This window comes from Pseudomonas sp. 31 R 17 (assembly GCF_900004915.1).
GTDB lineage: Bacteria > Pseudomonadota > Gammaproteobacteria > Pseudomonadales > Pseudomonadaceae > Aquipseudomonas > Aquipseudomonas orientalis_A.
The window spans coordinates 1-21,284 of record NZ_CVTN01000041.1; the positions used below are offsets into that span (position 1 = coordinate 1).

Below are 21,284 nucleotides of genomic sequence, written 5' to 3' on the forward strand. Positions count from 1 at the left end.
GGGGCAAGAGCGTTTTGCTTACTTTTGCGCTTTTCAAAAGTGAGCCGCTGTAAAAGCGGAACCCATAGCAGCCGTTACCGCAGAAACGGATATGCACTCGATCTAATCCAACACCCTGGTCGGCCCAGAGGCCGCCATCGGGGGCAAGCCCCCTCCCACATTTGGACCGGGATCGACACCAACATCCTGGTCGGCCCAGAGGCCGCCATCGGGGGCAAGCCCCCTCCCACATTTGGACCGGGATCGACACCAACATCCTGGTCGGCCCAGAGACCGCCATCGCGAGCTAGCTCCCTCGCCACATGTCGGTGTCATATCAAAGCTGTGTAGATAGCTATCCCCCTCCCACACTTCACCGATTTCCACTTTGAGAATACGGTCCAATGTGGGAGGGGGCTTGCCCCCGATTGGCACAGGCACTGCGGTCTATCAGTCCGGCTCACACCCCTTGAGCACCAACCGAATAATGGTCTGCGCCGCCGCCTCATAATCGGCCTCATCCAACCTGGCCTTGCCGGTCACCGCCGAGATCTGCCAGTCGAAATCCGCGTAGGTCTGGGTCGCCGCCCAGATACTGAACATCAGGTGATTAGGCTCGATCTTCGCGATGAGGCCGCGCTCCACCCAGCTCTGAATGCAGTCGATATTGTGCCTGGCCTGGGCGTTGAGCTGTTCGACCTGTTCGGCGCTGAGGTGCGGGGCGCCGTGCATGATTTCGCTGGCGAACACCTTGGAAGCAAACGGCAAGTCGCGGGAGATACGGATTTTCGAGCGGATATAGTTACTCAACACTTCCTTGGGGTCGCCCTCGGGGTTGAACGGCGTGGAAGCGGCCAGGATCGGCTCGATAATGCTTTCAAGCACCTCGCGGTAGAGGTTGTCCTTGGACTTGAAGTAATAGTAGACGTTGGGCTTGGGCAGCCCGGCCTTGGCGGCGATGTCGCTGGTTTTGGTCGCGGCGAAGCCCTTGTCGGCAAACTCCTCGCTCGCCGCCCGCAGGATCTTTTCTTTGTTGCGCTCGCGAATGCTGCTCATAAACCGGACGTTTCCTTGCCATGACAGGCGGTGGCGCATGGTAGCACCGGCCATCCGCGCGCCTCAACAATGTGCCCGCTCAGCAGTGCGCCGCGCTATGCTCGCCTCATCTCTCACTCAACGGATACCCGATTCATGGCAGGAAGCAGCTTGTTGGTTTTGCTCGACGATATCGCCGCGGTACTCGATGACGTTGCACTGATGACAAAAATGGCGGCGAAGAAGACTTCGGGTGTACTCGGCGATGACCTGGCGCTCAATGCCCAGCAAGTCTCCGGCGTGCGCGCCGAGCGGGAAATTCCCGTGGTGTGGGCGGTGGCCAAGGGCTCGTTCGTCAACAAGTTGATCCTGGTGCCGACCGCACTGTTGATCAGCGCCTTCGCCCCCTGGGCGGTGACGCCGCTGTTGATGCTGGGCGGCGCCTACCTGTGTTTCGAAGGGTTCGAAAAACTCGCGCACAAATTTCTGCACAGCAAGGCTGAAGACCAGGCCGGACACGCGCAGTTGACCGAAGCGGTGGCCGACCCGGCGACCGACCTGGTGGCCTTCGAAAAGGACAAGATCAAAGGGGCGATCCGTACCGACTTCATTCTGTCGGCCGAAATCATCGCCATCACCCTCGGTATCGTGGCCGATGCGGCGTTGACGCAGCAGGTGATCGTGCTGTCGGGCATCGCCATCGTCATGACCGCCGGCGTTTACGGGCTGGTGGCGGGTATCGTCAAGCTGGATGACTTGGGGTTGTGGCTGACACAGAAACCGGGCCAAGTGGCACGCAATATCGGCGGCGCCATCCTCAGTGCGGCGCCTTACATGATGAAGAGCCTGTCGGTGATCGGTACGGCGGCGATGTTCATGGTCGGCGGCGGCATCCTCACCCATGGCGTGCCGGTGGTGCATCACTGGATCGAAACCGTGAGCCAGAACAGCGGGGCGCTGGCGTGGTTGATGCCGACGTTGTTGAATGCGGTGGCGGGGATTATTGCAGGGGCTGTGGTGTTGGCCGCTGTAATGAGCGTGAGTAAAGTTTCAAAGGCATTTAGAGCTTAGTGATAAGGCCGCAATATGTAGGTGTTGCGGCCTCATCCTTACAGTTCTGGCGCTCTGTCGAATGCGCTGAGATGTACATCCAATGACCAGACGTAAACACGCTGACCTCGATGCAGTGAGCAAAGACGTTTCCAGTCATGCATGATCGACAGGTCTCCAAGCCCGCTTCCGGTAGCCGCATGCTCTGGAAATTCAGCTAGCCAAATAGCCATCTCTTTCTCACTCAGAAAACTGATCGGCTTGAACGGTGATCCTCCTTTGAGCGCGTCGCTCACCTGCTTTACGAATCTTTGTGCGCAGGCGCGACGTTCTCGGCCGTCTCCGTTCTGACCGATATGGTTGCCCGTCTCCAAGATAGTCGCCATAGGCAGAAATAAGGTTTCTTTAAGCAGAAGGCGTTCTCTAAGCTGCGCCATGATCGCCTCATGCTGCAATGCCTTAGAGGGAACGTTGAGGATTTCCAAGAAAATCGAGGTGTCCAGCAGGCATACTGCAGTCATTTCTTGGCCCCCGAAGTGCTTGCTTTGAGCTGTTCAAACCAATCCATCGCATTGTTTTCTCGCTCCTGCTCTGTGGTTTTGTCTTTAAGAAAGCGATCCAAAACGCGGCGGGTCATCAACTGGCCCAGTGGACCTTGGGCGACGAGTTCCGGGTAACGTTCGAGGTCGCCCAACCGAACAAGACGACTGTCGCCTTCATCGGGGTCGCGATAGCAAGCGACGACATCCGCTAACGCGCTATCAGGTAATGCGTCCAGCAGTGCTGGATTATGTGAGGTCAGTAACACCCGTAACTTGCGGTCAGAAGCAATACTTTGAAGTTGACGTACCAGCGTTTCTGCGCGGCTGGGGTGAACACCATTGTCAATTTCCTCAATGATGACTAACGAACCGGTCGGGGCTGTCAGCAGCGCTGCACCTATTGCGAGTACGCGTAATGTTCCGTCCGAGAGCAAAGGCGCATCTACATTGCGGCTGGTTTGACCGAACGTTTCGACGAGGCGAACCATTACATCGTTGCGATCAGTCTTGATGAACTGGATATCGGTAATATCCTGCTCGGGCAATGATTTTATAAAACCAAGTAGTTTTTGTTTTTCCTCAGGTGTTTGTGAAAGGCCGTATAGAACGGCAGAAAGGTTGCTGCCGTCTTCACTTATTTGATCGTCTTTCAGGTACGCGTAATCCCGCATAAGGGCGGGCCGTGGATCAAGAAAAACGACATTGCGCAAGGTTTCACGCACCGCTTTAGTCACCAGCGGGATTACTCTTTGGGACTCGCTATGGCCGGCTTTAAACCTGGCAGGTGTTTCAAGTTGATAAAAAATGGCCTGTCGGTTGGAACATGATATATGGGGTTTGTTTCTACCACGCGCGAAGTTGTTGTAGGCCACGCTAATTTCGTCAGTGTGAGGGCTGGAAACTCCGTCCACTTGATATAGTGGAAATTTCTCACCTTTCTTTTCGACTTTTTCTCCGGTCACAACTAATTGATCTGCGATGAGATCAATCGAAATTTCAAAATCGTTCCATCCTTCCTTAGCATCCCCAAAGTGGGCACCTAGGCAGACGCTGGTCTTGAGGTTTCGAAACAAGTCATTGGCTTGACCACGAACAACTGCATCACCGCTTTGGATGGAGCGAGTAATGTCATCCAGACGAGAGCCTTTTGCCAGCCAATTGAGCAGGCGAATGGCTTCGAGCACGTTACTTTTGCCGGAAGCATTGGCTCCGATCAAAAATGTCAGGGCTGCCAGCGGGAGTGTGGCATTACCGTAGCTCTTAAAGTTTTTTAGATCGATCGACATCAACATATCCGAACCTCGTTGATTGGCGGAAGGGGGTTCGCTGGTCCGAAGCCTACAGATTTGGGCGCGGCCTCGCTACTAGGCAGACATGCTATCCCGTGGGCCTTTCACGGTTGATCGACAGAAACAAAAAAGGCCATTCGATTGAATGGCCTTTTTTGTGTGTGTCGTTTACTCGGCAATCTGCAACTTGCGCGATTCGGTGTAGATGTAGCGCACCTTCTCATACTCGAACGGCGAGTTCATCTGCCCATAGCGGAAGCTGGTCTGGTAGCGCCTGTCCACGGCGCGCAGGGCCCAGATTTCCGGGTGGTTGGAGCTGACTTCGGAGACGTTGAGAAAGTTGATCTGCGACTCGGCGGTGTAGTCCACCAGCAGGCCGCCGGTGTCGCGCAGGTTCGACGGGCCGAAGATCGGCAATACCACATAGGCGCCGCCGGGCACGCCGTAGAAGCCCAGGGTCTGACCGAAGTCTTCGCTCTGGCGCGGCAGGCCCATGGCCGTGGCCGGGTCCCACAGGCCGGCGATGCCGATGGTGGTGTTGACGAGCAGGCGTCCGGTGGTCTCCAGGGAGCGATGGCCCTTGAGTTGCAGCAGGCTGTTCAACAGGTTGGGCACGTCGCCCAGGTTGTTGAAGAAATTGCTCACGCCGGTGCGCAGGAAGCTTGGGGTGACGTAGCGGTAACCGTCCACCACCGGCAGGAACACCCACTGGTCGAAGCGATAGTTGAAGTGGTAAACGCGGCGGTTCCACGACTCCAGCGGGTCATAGACGTTGAGCGCGGTCAACGACGAGCGCTCGAATTCACGCTGGTCCAGGCCTGCGTTGAACTTGAGTTTGGTCAGCGGCTCCTTGAAGCCGTCGGCATCGACCTTGACCGGTTCGTGGGCCTTGCTGTTGTCGGCATTGGCCACGCCTGCGCACATCAGTGCGGCAAGCAGCAGAAGATATTTAGCCACGGAAGAACTCCAGCATGGCGTCGGCGTTGACGCGGTAATTGAGGTTGCCGCAGTGGCCGCCCAGCGGGTAGACGGTCAAGCGATCGCCGAAGGTTTTACGCAGGAAACCCAGGTCGCCCGGGCCAAGGATCACGTCGTCGGCGTTGTGCATCACGGCGATCTTCGGGCTGGCATGCAGGTAGTCCTTGAGCGCATACAGGCTCACCTGGTCCACCAGTTGCAGCAGACTGCCGCCGTCGGAACGGGCGCGCCACATCGGGATCACCTGTTCGGTGAGGTAGCAGTCGAAGTCGCACTGCAGGGCACGCTTGAGGAACGGCGTGAGGCTGGTGCCTTCGGTGATCGGGTATTTGGGCGGGATGATCAGGCCGCGGCGGTTGATCAGGTCCGAAGTAAAGGCGATATCGGCAGCCGAGAAGCGGAACGAGGTGCCGATCAGCATGGCCATCTGTTCGTTGGTCAGGTGCTGCTTGGACTGTTGGAAGTCGTAGAGCAGGGCGTCATTGAGGTCAATGTAGCCCTTTTGCTGGAAGTAGCGGGTCAGCTTGCTCAACACCAGTTCATAGAAGGTGGTGGTGTTGTTGATGCCCTTGACCTCGGTCTGAACCAGCTTGTCGAGGTTGGTGATCGAGGTGTAGAGGTTGACCGGAGGGTTGAGCAGCAGCACTTTCTTGAAGTTGAAGCTGCGACGGGTTTCGTCGAGCTTGCTGACAAACGCTGCATCCAGGGCGCCCAGGCTGTAGCCGGTGAGGTAGAAATCAGTCACCGGCAACGAAGCGTTCTGCGCGCGCACGGCCTGCATCACGCGGTACATGTCTTCGGCGTCTTCCTGGGTGATACCCGGGGTGGCGAAACGCGATGCGGCGCTGATGAAGTCGAAGCTGGTCGGCGATGACAACTGCACCACGTGGTAGCCGGCCTGGTAATACAGCTTCTTGAGGTATTCGTTGATGCTGCTGTCAAAGCGCGCACCGGTACCGGCGATCAGAAAGATCAACGGCGCGGCGCGGTCCTGCTTGGCGATGCGGTAGGTGAGTTTCTTCACCGCCCAGAAATTGTCCGGCAGGCTGAACTCGCGCTCGGGGCGCATGTTCAGGGTGTAATCGGATTGATTGATCTCGTCGTCGGTCGGCAACGTGGGCCGAAGATCGGGTGGAGTGGTGGCAATGGTCGCTTCGAACGGGTTCGTCAAAGGGTAGCCATAGCTGGCTTGGTCGATATCGACGGCCAGTGCTGACGCACTCAAAAAAAGGCTGCCCAGCAAGGCAGCACAGCGCAAGGAACGGAGCATGACTTAATCCCTAAGAGGAAAGGTGCTGAATGAAATTCGCAGGCTATGACCACCGCGTTGCCACCGAAGTGCCAGCCTTCGGCACGAAAAGTCGGAAAAAAACGTCGGAATCGGAGTAATAGCTGGCAGACGATACACTTTGCCACGCATTGATGAACAGATATCTGCGCAGACACCTTGCTAACGGCCGCCGGGGGATTAAGCTGAGCGCCGTTTTTGCCTATCGGAGTGCCCTATGTCCCGTCGTTTGCCATTGATCCTGCTGCTTATCGCCCTGCCGTTATGGTTGGCGGCCAGTTATGCCGCGCGGTATGGCTTCATGGAGGATGGGCAGTGGGTCGGCATTTGTGCTGATGAAGCCAGCCGCTGGGAATGCCAGGTGCGTTCGAACCTGGGGTTGATGATTCATTTCAAGGTGCTGGGTTGGGCGGCATTGATCACGTCGGTGCTGGGGTTTTGCGTGCCGGGCCGTGCGGGGTGGGGCCTGGCGGTGTTGGGGTTGGTGTTCGGGGTGCCGGCGTTGGCGTTGTACAACACTACGTTTGCGGTGTTTGCCGTGGTGATTGCGGGGTTGCGGTTGGTCAGGAAGCCTCGCGTCGTCTGACAGGGCCAATCGGGGGCAAGCCCCCTCCCACAGGGGAACGCATTCCAAATGTGGGAGGGGGCTTGCCCCCGATGGCGGTGTTAGGCCTTGCGCACCCGCAAGCAACGCCACAAAGCCACAACCATAAGCACACTCACCACCGCCCACCCCCAAGCCTGCTGATTCAACAAGCCTTCACGGTACAACTGCGGCGCAATGCCCGCACCGATGATAAAGGCCAGCAGCGCAATCTCCCGACGCGGCCCGGTCACCGGGCGCACCAGGTACACCAGGGCCGGCAGTACCAGTGCCGCGCTCGGGAAGCTTCGATAACGCGGATCGAACACCAATGCGAGCATCATCACAGCGCCGGCAAACCCGGCAATCGCCACCAGCCCGCCCGCCCGTTGCTCCAGCCAGTTGAACGCCCGCTCACGCCAGCCATCACGGGCGCCGAGCGCCAGTGCGGCGTGGGCCAGTACCAGCAGGTTCAATACCAGCAACAAGCCGGCCCACACCCACTCATCATTAAAACGAGCAGTCACGCGGGTCAGTTCAGCCCAGGTGCCGATAGAGCACGCCGCGATCGCACCGAGCCATGGCAGTGCAAGGGCCGCGCGGGTTGTACGGACTCGTCCGCCCAGTACCAACGTCCCCAACAGAATCATCCCGCCGACGCCCAGCCATAGCGGCCAGTACGGCACATTGGTCACCGGCCCTGCGAGGATGCCCTTGTCCTGGCGGTCTGCATCGAACAGCCCCCAATAACCGCCCACGGCCCCTTCACTGGCGCGCTTCCACGGCTGGTCAAAGGCTTCAATCAGGTTGTAGCGCCAGCCATTGGCTTCGGCCATGGCGACAAAGCCGCGCATGAACCTGGCTTCATTGACCCGGCTCGGCACGGCGGTTTCGCGCTGGCGTCCTTCACTGGGCCAGCCGGTCTCGCCGATCAGAATGTCCTTGGGCGCGAACTTGTGCCCGAAGGTCTGGCGTACATCGCCTACATGCTTGAGCGCCTGGTCGATGCCGGATGGCTCATCTTCCCAGTACGGCAGCAGGTGGATGGTCAGGAAGTCCACCGCCGGGGCGATTTCCGGGTGCTGCAGCCAGAATTCCCACACATCGGCGTAGGTGACCGGCTGCTTGATCTGGCGCTTGACGGTCTGGATCAGCGTCACCAGCTGTTTAGCGGTGACCTCTTTGCGCAACAGCGCTTCGTTGCCGACGATAACCGAGGTCACCACGTCCGGGTAGGCATTGGCGGCCGTGATCAACTCGTCGATTTCCTTTTGAGTCGCCACCGGGTCGCTGCTCACCCAGGCCCCGGCCATCACCTTCAGGCCATGCTTGCGCGCCATCTGCGGCAACGCTTCGAGGCCGGTCATGGAGTACGTGCGAATGCATTCAAAGCGTGTGGCCAGCAGGGCCAGGTCGGCGTCCATGCGTTCGGGACGCAGCTGGAAGGGCTGGTCGAACGGCGATTGGTCCTTGTCGAACGGCGTATAGGACGCACATTGCAGCTTGTGGCTGGCGCTCGCCACATCCGGCAGCACCACCGGCCGGCCGAGGCCATACCAGTAGCCGACAAGGGCGAGCACGCCCAGGATCAAAGCAAGAAAATAGGGCACGGCGGGGAAGCGGGCAGTCGCGGGCATGGTTGGCTTATCTGGGAGAGCAAAGGCGCGCATCTTACCCGGATTTGGCGCGTGCCAGTGCGGCTGCATGATTTTGACATGCAAACTTCGGGCGTGATTCTGACGATAACTCCTACAAAACGTCCTGCTGGCGATGTGATGTCGTTTCCTGCTCAACCAAGGTCGCTGACAGAGCAGGGTAAAGGCCTCGGCAGGTTGATGATAAAACCGTCAGTACTCCACTGATGCCTCAGCGACCGGATCGATGCGCGTGAAGGGGGCGCGGTGCACCGTATAACAACAGGTTGACGTCGCTCGGCATTCGTCGGGCGCAGCACTTTCGGGGAAGTAATATGAAGATGCGACGACTCTTGGGCGCAGCTGCCACTCTGGTAGTTGCGATGGGCTCCACACTGGTTAGTGCCGACAGCAAAACCCTGAGCATCGGCTATGTGGATGGCTGGTCCGACAGCGTGGCCACCACCCATGTGGCGGCTGAAGTGATCAAGCAAAAGCTCGGTTATGACGTGAAGCTGCAAGCGGTCGCCACCGGGATCATGTGGCAGGGTGTGGCCACCGGCAAGCTCGATGCCATGCTGTCCGCCTGGCTGCCGGTGACCCACGGCGAATACTGGACCAAGAACAAGGACAAGGTGGTCGACTACGGCCCCAACTTCAAGGATGCGAAAATTGGCCTGATCGTGCCGGAGTACGTCAAGGCCAAGTCCATCGAAGACCTCAAGACCGACACCACCTTCAAAAACAAAATCGTCGGCATCGACGCCGGTTCAGGCGTGATGCTCAAGACCGACGAGGCCATCAAGCAATACGGGCTCGACTACAAACTGCAAGCCAGCTCGGGCGCCGCAATGATCGCCGAACTGACCCGCGCCGAAGACAAGCAGGATTCCATTGCGGTCACCGGTTGGGTGCCGCACTGGATGTTCGCCAAGTGGAAACTGCGTTTCCTGGATGACCCGAAAGGCGTTTATGGTGCTGCTGAAACCGTCAACAGCATCGGCAGCAAGGGCCTGGAGGCGAAAGCGCCGGAAGTGGCGGCTTTCCTGAAGAAATTCCAGTGGGCCTCCAAGGATGAAATCGGTGAAGTCATGCTGGCGATCCAGGAAGGTGCCAAGCCGGACGCAGCGGCCAAGGATTGGGTCGCCAAGCACCCTGAGCGCGTCGCCGAGTGGACCGCTAAATAAAAGCCACTGATGTACCTGTGGGAGGGGGCTTGCCCCCGATTGCGGCATGTCAGTCACAGCTATTTTGACTGACCCACCGCTATCGGGGGCAAGCCCCCTCCCACATTGATTTTTGTCCCCCGCAAATCTTCCTGCGTTCTCACAATCCCTCGCTACACTCGATCTAAGACTAAGGTCGTCTGGAACCTGTTCCGCAGCCGCATACAGTGGCCATGTTCCAATAATAAAAAAGCTGTGCTGCGAGGATAAAAACAATGAACGACAGCATTTACCTCTCGATTCAAAACAGCCCGCGTTTCAAGGAGCTGGTCAGGAAAAGGGAAAGGTTCGCCTGGATTCTCTCGGCGATCATGCTAGGGCTTTACTCCGGATTCATCCTGTTGATCGCCTACGGGCCCCAAGTGCTGGGGGCCAAGCTCAGCCCTGGTTCATCCATCACCTGGGGCATCCCCATCGGGGTCGGGCTGATTGTCTCGGCCTTCATCCTCACCGGCATCTATGTACGACGCGCCAACGGCGAATTCGACGACCTGAACAATGCGATTCTCAAGGAGGCTGCGCAATGATCCGTCGTCTATTGGCTGTATTCGGCGCTTCAGTCTTTGCGCCCGCCGTTTGGGCGGCCGATGCATTGACCGGTGAAGTGCACAAGCAACCGCTGAATATTGCAGCGATCCTGATGTTCGTGGCCTTTGTCGGCGCGACGTTGTGCATCACCTACTGGGCCTCCAAGCGCAACAACTCGGCGGCCGACTACTATGCGGCCGGCGGCAAGATCACCGGTTTCCAGAACGGCCTGGCGATTGCCGGCGACTATATGTCGGCCGCGTCCTTCCTGGGGATTTCCGCGCTGGTGTTTACCTCCGGCTATGACGGCCTGATCTACTCGATCGGCTTCCTGGTGGGCTGGCCGATCATTCTGTTCCTGATCGCCGAGCGCCTGCGCAACCTGGGCAAGTACACCTTTGCCGACGTGGCGTCCTATCGCCTGGGCCAAACCCAGATCCGCAGCCTGTCGGCCTGTGGCTCGCTGGTGGTGGTGGCGTTCTACCTGATCGCGCAGATGGTCGGCGCGGGCAAACTGATCCAGCTGCTGTTCGGCCTCGATTACCATGTAGCGGTGATCCTGGTGGGCATCCTGATGTGCCTCTATGTGCTGTTCGGCGGCATGCTGGCGACCACCTGGGTACAGATCATCAAGGCAGTGCTGCTGCTGTCCGGTGCCTCGTTCATGGCGCTGATGGTGATGAAGCACGTCAACTTCGACTTCAACATGCTGTTCTCCGAGGCGATCAAGGTTCACCCCAAAGGTGAGGCGATCATGAGCCCCGGCGGCCTGGTGAAGGATCCGATCTCGGCGTTCTCCCTGGGGCTTGCCCTGATGTTCGGGACTGCGGGCCTGCCGCACATCCTGATGCGCTTCTTCACGGTGAGTGACGCCAAGGAAGCGCGTAAGAGCGTGCTGTATGCCACCGGCTTTATCGGCTACTTCTATATCCTCACGTTCATCATCGGTTTTGGCGCGATCCTGCTGGTCAGCACCAACCCGGCGTTCAAGGACGCGGCCGGTGCTCTGCTCGGCGGCAACAACATGGCGGCGGTGCACCTGGCCAACGCGGTGGGCGGCAGTATCTTCCTGGGCTTCATCTCGGCCGTGGCCTTCGCCACCATCCTTGCGGTGGTTGCCGGCTTGACGCTCGCAGGTGCCTCGGCGGTGTCCCACGACCTGTACGCCAGTGTGATCAAGAAAGGCAAGGCCAACGAGAAGGACGAGATTCGCGTGTCGAAGATCACCACCATCGCCCTGGCGGTGTTGGCTATCGGCCTGGGGATTCTGTTCGAAAGCCAGAACATTGCGTTCATGGTCGGCCTGGCGTTCTCGATTGCCGCCAGCTGTAACTTCCCGGTACTGCTGCTTTCCATGTACTGGAAAAACCTCACCACCCGTGGCGCCATGATTGGTGGCTGGCTGGGCCTGGTCAGTGCCGTGGGCCTGATGGTGCTGGGTCCGACCATCTGGGTCTCGATCCTGCACCATGAAAAAGCCATCTTCCCGTACGAGTACCCGGCGCTGTTCTCGATGATCATTGCGTTCGTCGGTATCTGGTTCTTCTCCATCACCGACAAGTCGGCGGCGGCGGAGAAAGAGCGTGCGCTGTACTTCCCGCAATTTGTGCGTTCGCAGACGGGCCTGGGGGCGAGTGGGGCGGTTAACCACTAAGCTTTTCACTGCATAGAGAAATGCCCCGGTCGAAAGGCTGGGGTATTTTTTTGTCTGGGGGGTTGTGGTGTCTGGTCTGGCCTCATCGGGGGCAAGCCCCCTCCCGCATTTGACTGTATTCACAGGTTCAGATGTGTGAACCCAATCCAGTGTGGGAGGGGGCTTGCCCCCGATGAGGCCAGCTCAGGCGACACAAATAAAAACGGCCTCCACTAAGGGAGGCCGTTCTCATTACAGCTTGCAGCTAATTGCTTACTTGCGATCTTCCAGCTTGGTGATATCACGCGACTCGTAGCCGGTGTACAACTGACGCGGGCGGCCAATCTTGTACGGGCTCGAAAGCATTTCCTTCCAGTGGGAGATCCAGCCCACGGTCCGCGCCAGGGCGAAGATCACGGTGAACATACTGGTTGGAATGCCGATCGCCTTGAGGATGATCCCCGAGTAGAAGTCGACGTTCGGGTACAGCGAGCGTTCGATGAAGTACGGGTCGGTCAGGGCGATCTCTTCCAGGCGCATGGCCAGTTCGAGTTGCGGATCGTTCTTGATGCCCAGTTCCTTCAACACTTCGTCGCAAGTCTGCTTCATGACGGTGGCGCGCGGGTCGCGGTTCTTGTAGACCCGGTGACCGAAGCCCATCAACTTGAACGGGTCGTTCTTGTCCTTGGCCTTGGCGATGAATGTGTCGATGTTCGAGACATCGCCGATTTCATCGAGCATGGTCAATACGGCTTCGTTCGCACCGCCGTGGGCAGGGCCCCACAGTGCGGCGATACCGGCGGCGATACAGGCGAACGGGTTGGCACCCGAAGAGCCCGCCAGACGTACGGTAGAGGTGGAGGCGTTCTGCTCGTGGTCGGCGTGGAGGATGAAGATCCGGTCCATAGCCTTGGCCAGCACCGGGCTGATCGGTTTGATCTCGCACGGCGTGTTGAACATCATGTGCAGGAAGTTTTCCGCGTACGTCAGGTCGTTGCGCGGGTACATCATGGGTTGGCCCATGGAGTACTTGTAAACCATTGCGGCCAGGGTCGGCATCTTGGCAACCAGGCGGATCGCGGAAATTTCGCGATGCTGCGGGTTATTGATGTCCAGGGAGTCGTGATAGAAGGCCGACAGGGCGCCGACCACGCCGCACATGACGGCCATCGGGTGGGCGTCGCGACGGAAGCCGTTGAAGAAGGTCTTCAACTGCTCGTGAACCATGGTGTGGTTCTTCACGGTGCTGACGAACTGGGCTTTCTGCTCGGCTGTTGGCAATTCGCCATTTAGCAGCAGGTAGCAGGTTTCCAGATAGTCCGACTGTTCGGCGAGTTGCTCGATCGGGTAGCCGCGGTGAAGCAGAATGCCATTATCGCCATCGATATAGGTGATCTTCGACTCGCAAGAGGCGGTCGACATGAAGCCTGGGTCGAAAGTGAAACGGCCCGTGGCCGTCAGGCCCCGTACGTCGATAACATCGGGACCAACGGTGCCGGTTAAAATGGGCAGCTCGACGGGGGCTGCGCCCTCGATGATCAACTGCGCTTTTTTGTCAGCCATGTGGCCTCCTATTTATGCTTCAAATCATCAGACAGACCCCCCACGCAGGGCCCGCACCACTATAGTGAGATAAATTCAGATGTCAATTTGCCTAAAGTCTTGCTCCAGAAGGCTTTAACCGTACTTTTTCGTCGAAATTGCCTGCCATTTACGCCTTTTATCCCGTCAGCGCAATCAGCTATTAGGGTGAGGTGTGCGCGTTGTCATTAGTAACCTAACTGTCTATACTCGGCCACCGACCGCCAAGGGCTTTTGGGCTTGCTTTCATTGGGGGTCGCACTCCCTGGGTGGTGCTTACCTGACCAGTCGCACTCCCCAACAACTTTGCCCTGATTGTTAGGGGCTCTTCAGTGTGAAAAAAAGCCGTGAATAGCCAACGACCTGTAAACCTAGACCTAAGGACCATCAAACTCCCCATCACCGGCGTTACGTCGTTCCTGCACCGTGTTTCCGGCATCATCCTGTTCCTGGGCCTGGGCATCATGCTTTACGCATTGAGCAAATCCCTGGGTTCCGAGGAAGGTTTTGCCGAGGTGAAGGCAACCTTGACCAGCCCGCTGGCCAAGTTCGTAGCATGGGGCCTCCTGTCCGCTCTGCTGTATCACCTGGTAGCCGGCGTGCGCCACTTGATCATGGATGCGGGTATCGGTGAGACGCTGGAAGGCGGCCGCCTGGGCTCGAAAATCATCATCGCCATTTCCGTGGTGCTGATCGTTCTGGCAGGAGTTTGGATATGGTAACCAGCGTAACGAATCTGTCGCGTTCGGGCCTCTATGACTGGATGGCACAGCGTGTGTCTGCGGTCGTTCTCGCGGCTTATTTCATTTTCCTGATCGGATACCTCGTCGCAAACCCGGGCATCGGCTTTGAGCAGTGGCACGGCCTGTTCGCCCACAATGCGATGCGAATCTTCAGCCTGCTGGCCCTTGTCGCCCTGGGCGCTCACGCCTGGGTCGGCATGTGGACCATCGCGACCGACTACCTGACGCCAATGGCGCTGGGCAAGTCCGCGACCGCAGTCCGTTTCCTCTTCCAGGCAGTATGCGGCATCGCGATGTTCGCTTACTTCGTCTGGGGTGTGCAGATTCTTTGGGGTATCTGATTCATGGCTAACATTCCAACTATTTCATTCGACGCCATCATTATTGGTGGCGGCGGTGCCGGCATGCGCGCTGCGCTGCAGCTGGCCCAGGGTGGCCACAAGACCGCCGTGATCACCAAGGTGTTCCCGACGCGTTCGCACACTGTATCGGCCCAGGGTGGCATCACCTGCGCCATCGCTTCCGCCGATCCGAACGATGACTGGCGCTGGCACATGTACGATACCGTCAAGGGTTCCGACTACATCGGTGACCAGGACGCTATCGAATACATGTGTCAGGAAGGCCCGGCTGCGGTGTTCGAGCTGGACCACATGGGTCTGCCGTTCTCCCGTACCGAGCAAGGCCGTATCTACCAGCGTCCATTCGGCGGCCAGTCGAAGGATTACGGTAAAGGCGGGCAGGCTGCCCGTACCTGCGCCGCGTCCGACCGTACCGGTCACGCGCTGCTGCACACCCTTTATCAGGGCAACCTGAAAGCCGGTACCACGTTCCTGAACGAGTACTACGCTGTCGATCTGGTGAAGAACGGCAAGGGCGAGTTCGTCGGCGTGATCGCCATCTGCATCGAAACCGGTGAAACCACCTACATCCGCGCCAAGGCTACCGTGCTGGCGACCGGCGGTGCAGGCCGTATCTACGCGTCCACCACCAACGCCCTGATCAACACCGGTGACGGCGTCGGCATGGCCCTGCGTGCAGGCGTGCCGGTGCAGGACATCGAAATGTGGCAGTTCCACCCGACCGGCATCGCCGGCGCCGGTGTATTGGTGACCGAAGGTTGCCGTGGTGAAGGTGGCTACCTGATCAACAAGCACGGCGAGCGTTTCATGGAGCGTTATGCTCCGAACGCGAAAGACCTTGCCGGTCGCGACGTTGTGGCCCGTTCGATGGTTAAAGAGATCATCGCCGGCAACGGCTGTGGCCCGAACGGCGACCACGTACTGCTCAAGCTCGATCACCTGGGCGAAGAAGTGCTGCACAGCCGTCTGCCAGGTATCTGTGAGCTGTCCAAGACCTTTGCTCACGTTGACCCGGTGGTTGCTCCGGTTCCGGTGGTTCCGACCTGCCACTATATGATGGGCGGCGTGCCGACCAACATTCATGGCCAGGCCATCACCCAGAATGCCGAAGGCGTGGACGAGATCATTCACGGCCTGTTCGCAGTAGGCGAAGTGGCTTGCGTATCGGTTCACGGTGCCAACCGCCTGGGCGGCAACTCGCTGCTCGACCTGGTGGTATTTGGCCGCGCTGCCGGCCTGCACCTGGAAAAAGCCCTGACCGACGGCATCGAATACGATGACGCCACCGACGCCAACATCGAAGCCGCCCTGGCGCGCCTGAACGCTCTGAACGAGCGCACTGACGGCGAAGACGTGGCAACCCTGCGTCGCGAGCTGCAAAGCTGCATGCAGAACTACTTCGGTGTGTTCCGTACCGGCGAATACATGCAGAAGGGTATCGCCCAGTTGGCCGACCTGCGCGCACGCATCGCCAACGTCAAGATCAACGACAAGAGCCAGGCGTTCAACACCGCTCGTATCGAAGCCCTTGAGCTGCAGAACCTGCTGGAAGTGGCTGAAGCGACGGCGATCGCCGCCGAGGTTCGCAAGGAATCCCGTGGTGCTCACGCCCGTGAAGACTTTGAAGACCGCGACGACGAGAACTGGTTGTGCCACACCCTGTACTTCCCGGGTGACAAGCGCGTGACCAAGCGTGCCGTGAACTTCTCGCCGAAGACGGTGCCGACGTTTGAACCGAAGATTCGGACTTACTAAGGGTGGCTGCCATGTTGAAAGTCAGTGTTTATCGCTACAACCCTGATCAGGACGCCGCGCCGTTCATGCAGGAATTCCAGGTCGATACCGGCGGTAAAGACCTGATGGTGCTGGATGTATTGGCACTGATCAAAGAGCAGGACGAGGGTTTCTCCTATCGTCGCTCTTGCCGTGAAGGTGTGTGCGGTTCCGACGGCATGAACATCAACGGCAAAAACGGCCTGGCGTGCATCACGCCGCTGTCGGCCGTGGTCAAGGGCAACAAGCTGATCGTTCGTCCACTGCCAGGTTTGCCGGTTATCCGTGACCTGGTCGTCGATATGAGCATCTTCTACAAGCAATACGAGAAAGTTAAGCCGTTCCTGCAGAACGACACGCCGGCTCCGGCCATCGAGCGTCTGCAGTCCCCGGAAGAGCGCGAAAAACTCGACGGCCTGTACGAGTGCATCCTGTGCGCTTGCTGCTCGACGTCGTGCCCGTCCTTCTGGTGGAACCCGGACAAGTTCCTGGGCCCGGCTGCGCTGCTGCAAGCCTACCGCTTCCTGGCAGACAGCCGTGACACCAAGACGTCCGAGCGTCTGGCTTCACTGGATGACCCGTTCAGCGTATTCCGCTGCCGCGGGATCATGAACTGCGTCAACGTATGTCCCAAAGGCCTGAACCCGACTAAGGCCATTGGTCACATCCGTAACATGCTGCTGCAGAGCGGCGTGTAACTGACGTTGCAGTAAAAGCAGGACCGTTGTGCCCGTAAATGCTGCGGCGCAGGCTTCAACCGGCGCCGTAGTTTTAACTTGAGCAGCGACTTACAAAGCCGCGGCTCTTATTTTGAAGAAATGAGACAAGCAGGGGCATTCGGGTTGGTACCCGAACTATCAGCGTGATCCTAGTGGCTTGTTCTGGTCGCTGCACTTGGCCTTTTGCAAGCAAACTCGGTGTTTTCGCCGGTGGTGTCCCCAAATCGAGGGTGACCAAGCATGCAAGAAAGCGTGATGCAGCGCATGTGGAACAGCGGCTATCTTTCAGGTGGTAACGCTGCCTATGTGGAAGAGCTTTATGAGCTCTACCTGCACGACCCTAACGCTGTGCCAGAAGAATGGCGCACCAAATTTCAGACGTTGTCTTCAGACGGCAACGCTGCCACCGATGTATCGCATGCTGCGATTCGCGATCATTTCGTGTTGCTGGCAAAGAACCAGCGCCGCGCCCAACCGGTTTCCGCCGGCAGCGTGAGCAGTGAGCACGAGAAGAAGCAAGTTGAAGTACTGCGACTGATCCAGGCTTACCGGATGCGCGGCCACCAGGCGGCCCAGCTTGACCCGCTGGGGCTCTGGCAGCGTCCTGCACCTGCTGACCTGTCGATCAATCATTACGGCTTGACCAATGCCGATCTTGATACGACCTTCCGTGCCGGCGACCTGTTCATCGGCAAAGAGGAAGCGAGCCTACGCGAAATTCACGAAGCGTTGCAGCAGACATATTGCCGCACCATCGGCGCCGAGTTCACGCACATCACCGATTCCGAGCAGCGCCATTGGTTCCAGCATCGCCTGGAAGGCGTGCGTGGCCGTCCGGTCTTGTCCGCCGATGTGCGCAGCCATCTGCTCGAGCGCGTGACCGCCGCTGAAGGTCTTGAAAAATACCTGGGTACCAAATACCCGGGCACCAAGCGTTTCGGCCTGGAAGGCGGCGAAAGCCTCATTCCGATGCTCGACGAACTGATCCAGCGTTCCGGCTCCTATGGCACCAAGGAAGTCGTGATCGGCATGGCTCACCGTGGTCGCCTGAACGTGTTGGTCAACACCTTCGGCAAGAACCCGCGCGAGTTGTTCGACGAGTTCGAAGGCAAGAAGAAGGTCGAGCTGGGTTCCGGTGACGTTAAATATCACCAGGGCTTCTCGTCCAACGTGATGACCAGCGGCGGTGAAGTTCACCTGGCCATGGCATTCAACCCATCCCACCTGGAAATCGTTTCTCCGGTGGTCGAGGGGTCGGTGCGTGCGCGCCAGGATCGTCGTAACGACGCTACCGGCGAGAAGGTCCTGCCGATTTCCATCCACGGTGACGCGGCATTCGCCGGTCAAGGCGTGGTCCTGGAAACGTTCCAGATGTCGCAGACTCGCGGCTTCAAGACCGGCGGCACGGTTCATATCGTCATCAACAACCAGGTTGGCTTCACCATCAGCAACCCGCTGGATGCGCGCTCTACCGAGTACGCCACCGACGTTGCCAAGATGATCCAGGCGCCGATCCTGCACGTGAATGGCGATGATCCGGAAGCCGTACTCTTCGTGACCCAGCTGGCTGTCGACTACCGCATGCAGTTCAAGCGTGACGTGGTCATCGACCTGGTGTGCTACCGCCGTCGCGGTCACAACGAAGCGGATGAGCCAAGCGGCACCCAGCCGTTGATGTACCAGCAGATCACCAAGCAGCGCACCACCCGTGAGCTGTACGCCGAAAGCCTGACCAAGGCCGGCGTGCTGGATGATGCGCGTGTCCAGGCGAAGATCGACGAATACCGCAATGCGCTGGATAACGGCCTGCATGTGGTGAAAAGCCTGGTCAAGGAACCGAACAAAGAGCTGTTCGTTGACTGGCGTCCGTACCTGGGCCACACCTGGACTGCGCGCCATGACACCAGCTTCGACTTGAAGACGTTGCAGGAGTTGTCTGCCAAGTTGCTGGAAATCCCTGAAGGGTTTGTGGTTCAGCGCCAGGTTGCGAAGATCTACGAAGACCGTCAGAAGATGCAAGCCGGCGGCCTGCCGATCAACTGGGGTTACGCCGAAACCATGGCGTACGCGACCCTGGCGTTCGAAGGTCACCCGATCCGCATGACCGGCCAGGACATCGGCCGCGGTACGTTCTCGCACCGTCATGCCGTATTGCACAACCAGAAAGACGCGGGCACCTACATCCCGTTGCAGAACCTGTACGAAGGCCAGCCACGTTTCGACCTGTACGATTCGTTCCTGTCCGAAGAAGCCGTGCTGGCGTTCGAATACGGCTATTCCACCACCACGCCTAACGCGCTGGTGATCTGGGAAGCCCAGTTCGGCGACTTCGCCAACGGTGCCCAAGTGGTTATCGACCAGTTCATCACCAGCGGCGAGCACAAGTGGGGCCGTCTGTGCGGTCTGACCATGCTGCTGCCACACGGTTATGAAGGTCAGGGCCCCGAGCACTCCTCGGCCCGTCTGGAGCGTTACCTGCAGCTGTGCGCCGAGCACAACATTCAGGTGTGCGTGCCGACGACCCCGGCGCAGATCTACCACTTGCTGCGCCGCCAGGTGATCCGCCCGCTGCGCAAGCCACTGGTCGTGCTGACTCCGAAATCGCTGTTGCGTCACAAACTGGCCGTTTCGACCCTGGAAGATCTGGCCGAAGGTTCGTTCCAGACCGTTATTCCGGAAATCGATACGCTGGACGCCGCCAAGGTCACTCGCCTGATCCTGTGCAGCGGCAAGGTCTATTACGATCTGCTGGAAAAACGCCGTGCCGAAGGCCGCGAAGACATCGCCATCGTGCGTATCGAGCAGCTTTACCCGTTCCCGGAAGATGACCTCATGGAGATCATCGCGCCTTACACCAACCTCACGAATGTGGTGTGGTGTCAGGAAGAACCGATGAACCAGGGCGCGTGGTACAGCAGCCAGCATCACTTGCGTCGCAGCATCGGCAACCACAACAAGGCCCTGGGCCTGGAGTATGCCGGTCGTGATGCGTCTGCTGCACCTGCCTGTGGTTATGCGTCGATGCACGCCGAGCAGCAGGAAAAACTGCTGCAAGCTGCTTTCACTGTTTAACGCCTTCGCGCTGACTGAAACCGAATTTTAAGGACCTACAGATAATGGCTATCGAAATCAAAGCCCCGTCATTCCCGGAATCGGTTGCCGATGGCACCGTTGCCACCTGGCACAAGAAACCAGGCGAGGCCGTCAAGCGTGACGACCTGATCGTCGACATCGAAACTGACAAAGTCGTGCTCGAAGTGCTGGCCGAAGCCGACGGCGTGCTGGGCGCAATCGTGGCCGAAGAGGGCGCTACCGTCCTGTCGAACCAGGTACTGGGCTCGATCGAAGAGGGCAGCGCTGCTGCCCCTGCTCCTGCCGCTGCACCGGCTGCCGCTTCCGCACCTGCCGCCGCTCCGGCTGCGGGTGGTGAAGATCCAATCGCTGCACCGGCTGCTCGTCAGCTGGCTGAAGAAAACGGTATCAACCTGGCGTCCATCAAGGGCACCGGCAAAGACGGCCGTGTCACCAAGGAAGACGTGGTGGCTGCGGTTGAAGCGAAGAAAAACGCTCCGGCTGCCGCACCCGCCAAGGCTGCCGCACCGGCCGCCGCCGCGCCTGTGTTCGCTGCCGGCGACCGCACCGAGAAGCGCGTACCGATGACCCGTGTGCGTGCCACCGTGGCCAAGCGCCTGGTTGAAGCACAATCGAACATGGCGATGCTGACCACGTTCAACGAAGTCGACATGACTGAAGTCATGGCGCTGCGTTCGAAGTACAAGGATTTGTTCGAGAAGTCCCACAACGGCGTGCGCCTGGGCTTCATGTCGTTCTTCGTGAAAGCGGCCACCGAAGCGCTGAAACGCTTCCCGGCAGTCAACGCTTCCATCGATGGCGCCGACATCGTCTACCATGGCTATGCAGACATCGGCGTTGCCGTGTCCAGCGACCGTGGCCTGGTGGTTCCGGTTCTGCGTAACGCCGAGCTGATGAGCCTGGCCGAAATCGAAGGCGGCATCGCCGGCTTCGGCAAGAAAGCCCGTGACGGCAAGCTGACCATCGACGAGATGACCGGCGGTACGTTCACCATCACCAACGGTGGTACCTTCGGTTCGATGATGTCGACGCCGATCGTCAACCCACCGCAAGCCGCGATCCTGGGCATGCACAACATCATCCAGCGTCCAATGGCCATCAACGGCCAGGTCGTGATCCGCCCAATGATGTACCTGGCGCTGTCTTACGATCACCGCCTGATCGATGGTAAAGAAGCCGTGACGTTCCTGGTGACCATCAAGAACCTGCTGGAAGACCCGGCTCGCCTGCTGCTGGATATCTGATTGA

General features: G+C 58.8%; 18 protein-coding genes. 11 read left to right on the forward strand and 7 right to left on the reverse strand.

Annotation, left to right across the window (positions count from 1 at the left end):
• Positions 1 to 429: 429 nt before the first annotated feature.
• Entirely contained in the window at positions 430 to 1,035 is a 606-nt protein-coding gene (locus tag BFP89_RS03740; protein ID WP_065884215.1) for a TetR/AcrR family transcriptional regulator, read from the reverse strand.
• Between the two features lie 135 nt (positions 1,036 to 1,170).
• Between BFP89_RS03740 and BFP89_RS03745 the strand changes: the two genes are divergently transcribed.
• Positions 1,171 to 2,085, forward strand: a complete 915-nt coding sequence (locus tag BFP89_RS03745; RefSeq protein WP_065884217.1) for a DUF808 domain-containing protein — start codon at positions 1,171 to 1,173, stop codon at positions 2,083 to 2,085.
• Between the two features lie 38 nt (positions 2,086 to 2,123).
• On the opposite strand, the gene BFP89_RS03750 is transcribed toward BFP89_RS03745, so the two are convergent.
• The 4 genes from BFP89_RS03750 to BFP89_RS03765 form a co-directional block, all read right to left on the reverse strand.
• Complete coding sequence (locus BFP89_RS03750; RefSeq protein WP_065884218.1) at positions 2,124 to 2,585, reverse strand: hypothetical protein; 462 nt, start codon at positions 2,583 to 2,585, stop codon at positions 2,124 to 2,126.
• Positions 2,582 to 3,898: an AAA family ATPase gene (locus BFP89_RS03755; protein WP_065884219.1), complete on the reverse strand. Its 1,317-nt coding sequence runs from the start codon at positions 3,896 to 3,898 to the stop codon at positions 2,582 to 2,584. The genes BFP89_RS03750 and BFP89_RS03755 overlap by 4 nt, the downstream gene beginning before the upstream one ends.
• A 165-nt stretch (positions 3,899 to 4,063) precedes the next feature.
• On the reverse strand, positions 4,064 to 4,852 hold the full coding sequence (locus tag BFP89_RS03760) for an MlaA family lipoprotein (protein WP_065884221.1): 789 nt from the start codon (positions 4,850 to 4,852) through the stop codon (positions 4,064 to 4,066).
• Positions 4,845 to 6,143, reverse strand: coding sequence for a serine/threonine protein kinase (locus BFP89_RS03765; RefSeq protein ID WP_057722697.1), 1,299 nt, complete (start codon positions 6,141 to 6,143; stop codon positions 4,845 to 4,847). The genes BFP89_RS03760 and BFP89_RS03765 overlap by 8 nt, the downstream gene beginning before the upstream one ends.
• Positions 6,144 to 6,378: 235 nt before the next feature.
• Between BFP89_RS03765 and BFP89_RS03770 the strand changes: the two genes are divergently transcribed.
• The gene (locus BFP89_RS03770) at positions 6,379 to 6,747 is read left to right on the forward strand and encodes a hypothetical protein (RefSeq protein WP_065884222.1); all 369 of its coding nucleotides are present in this window, start codon (positions 6,379 to 6,381) and stop codon (positions 6,745 to 6,747) included.
• 80 nt (positions 6,748 to 6,827) lie between these two features.
• Here BFP89_RS03770 and BFP89_RS03775 read toward each other — a convergent pair whose 3' ends face one another.
• Positions 6,828 to 8,381 (reverse strand): glycoside hydrolase family 17 protein, encoded by a 1,554-nt coding sequence (locus BFP89_RS03775; RefSeq protein WP_065884224.1) that lies wholly within the window; start codon positions 8,379 to 8,381, stop codon positions 6,828 to 6,830.
• A gap of 332 nt (positions 8,382 to 8,713) precedes the next feature.
• On the opposite strand from BFP89_RS03775, the gene BFP89_RS03780 reads away from it, so the two are divergent.
• From BFP89_RS03780 to BFP89_RS03790, 3 genes are all read left to right on the forward strand, one after another.
• Positions 8,714 to 9,565, forward strand: coding sequence for a glycine betaine ABC transporter substrate-binding protein (locus BFP89_RS03780; protein WP_065884225.1), 852 nt, complete (start codon positions 8,714 to 8,716; stop codon positions 9,563 to 9,565).
• Between the two features lie 254 nt (positions 9,566 to 9,819).
• On the forward strand, positions 9,820 to 10,131 hold the full coding sequence (locus tag BFP89_RS03785) for a DUF485 domain-containing protein (protein WP_057014105.1): 312 nt from the start codon (positions 9,820 to 9,822) through the stop codon (positions 10,129 to 10,131).
• Positions 10,128 to 11,786 carry a cation acetate symporter gene (locus BFP89_RS03790; protein ID WP_065884227.1) on the forward strand — a complete coding sequence of 553 codons (1,659 nt, stop codon included), beginning with the start codon at positions 10,128 to 10,130 and terminating at the stop codon, positions 11,784 to 11,786. The genes BFP89_RS03785 and BFP89_RS03790 overlap by 4 nt, the downstream gene beginning before the upstream one ends.
• 252 nt (positions 11,787 to 12,038) lie before the next feature.
• Here BFP89_RS03790 and gltA read toward each other — a convergent pair whose 3' ends face one another.
• The gene (gene gltA / locus BFP89_RS03795) at positions 12,039 to 13,328 is read right to left on the reverse strand and encodes a citrate synthase (RefSeq protein ID WP_003233249.1); all 1,290 of its coding nucleotides are present in this window, start codon (positions 13,326 to 13,328) and stop codon (positions 12,039 to 12,041) included.
• Positions 13,329 to 13,693: 365 nt separating this feature from the next.
• On the opposite strand from gltA, the gene sdhC reads away from it, so the two are divergent.
• The 6 genes from sdhC (at position 13,694) to odhB (ending at position 21,280) form a co-directional block, all read left to right on the forward strand.
• A complete protein-coding gene (gene sdhC, locus BFP89_RS03800; RefSeq protein WP_065884229.1) occupies positions 13,694 to 14,068 on the forward strand; it encodes a succinate dehydrogenase, cytochrome b556 subunit in 375 nt (124 codons plus the stop codon).
• On the forward strand, positions 14,062 to 14,430 hold the full coding sequence (gene sdhD / locus BFP89_RS03805) for a succinate dehydrogenase, hydrophobic membrane anchor protein (RefSeq protein WP_065884231.1): 369 nt from the start codon (positions 14,062 to 14,064) through the stop codon (positions 14,428 to 14,430). Before sdhC ends, sdhD begins: the two co-directional genes overlap by 7 nt.
• 3 nt (positions 14,431 to 14,433) lie before the next feature.
• Complete coding sequence (gene sdhA / locus BFP89_RS03810) at positions 14,434 to 16,206, forward strand: succinate dehydrogenase flavoprotein subunit (protein ID WP_065884233.1); 1,773 nt, start codon at positions 14,434 to 14,436, stop codon at positions 16,204 to 16,206.
• 11 nt (positions 16,207 to 16,217) lie between these two features.
• The gene (locus BFP89_RS03815) at positions 16,218 to 16,922 is read left to right on the forward strand and encodes a succinate dehydrogenase iron-sulfur subunit (protein WP_003172807.1); all 705 of its coding nucleotides are present in this window, start codon (positions 16,218 to 16,220) and stop codon (positions 16,920 to 16,922) included.
• 261 nt (positions 16,923 to 17,183) lie between these two features.
• Positions 17,184 to 20,015: a 2-oxoglutarate dehydrogenase E1 component gene (locus BFP89_RS03820; protein WP_065884234.1), complete on the forward strand. Its 2,832-nt coding sequence runs from the start codon at positions 17,184 to 17,186 to the stop codon at positions 20,013 to 20,015.
• A 44-nt stretch (positions 20,016 to 20,059) separates the two neighbouring features.
• Complete coding sequence (gene odhB, locus BFP89_RS03825) at positions 20,060 to 21,280, forward strand: 2-oxoglutarate dehydrogenase complex dihydrolipoyllysine-residue succinyltransferase (protein ID WP_065884235.1); 1,221 nt, start codon at positions 20,060 to 20,062, stop codon at positions 21,278 to 21,280.
• Positions 21,281 to 21,284 lie beyond the last annotated feature (4 nt).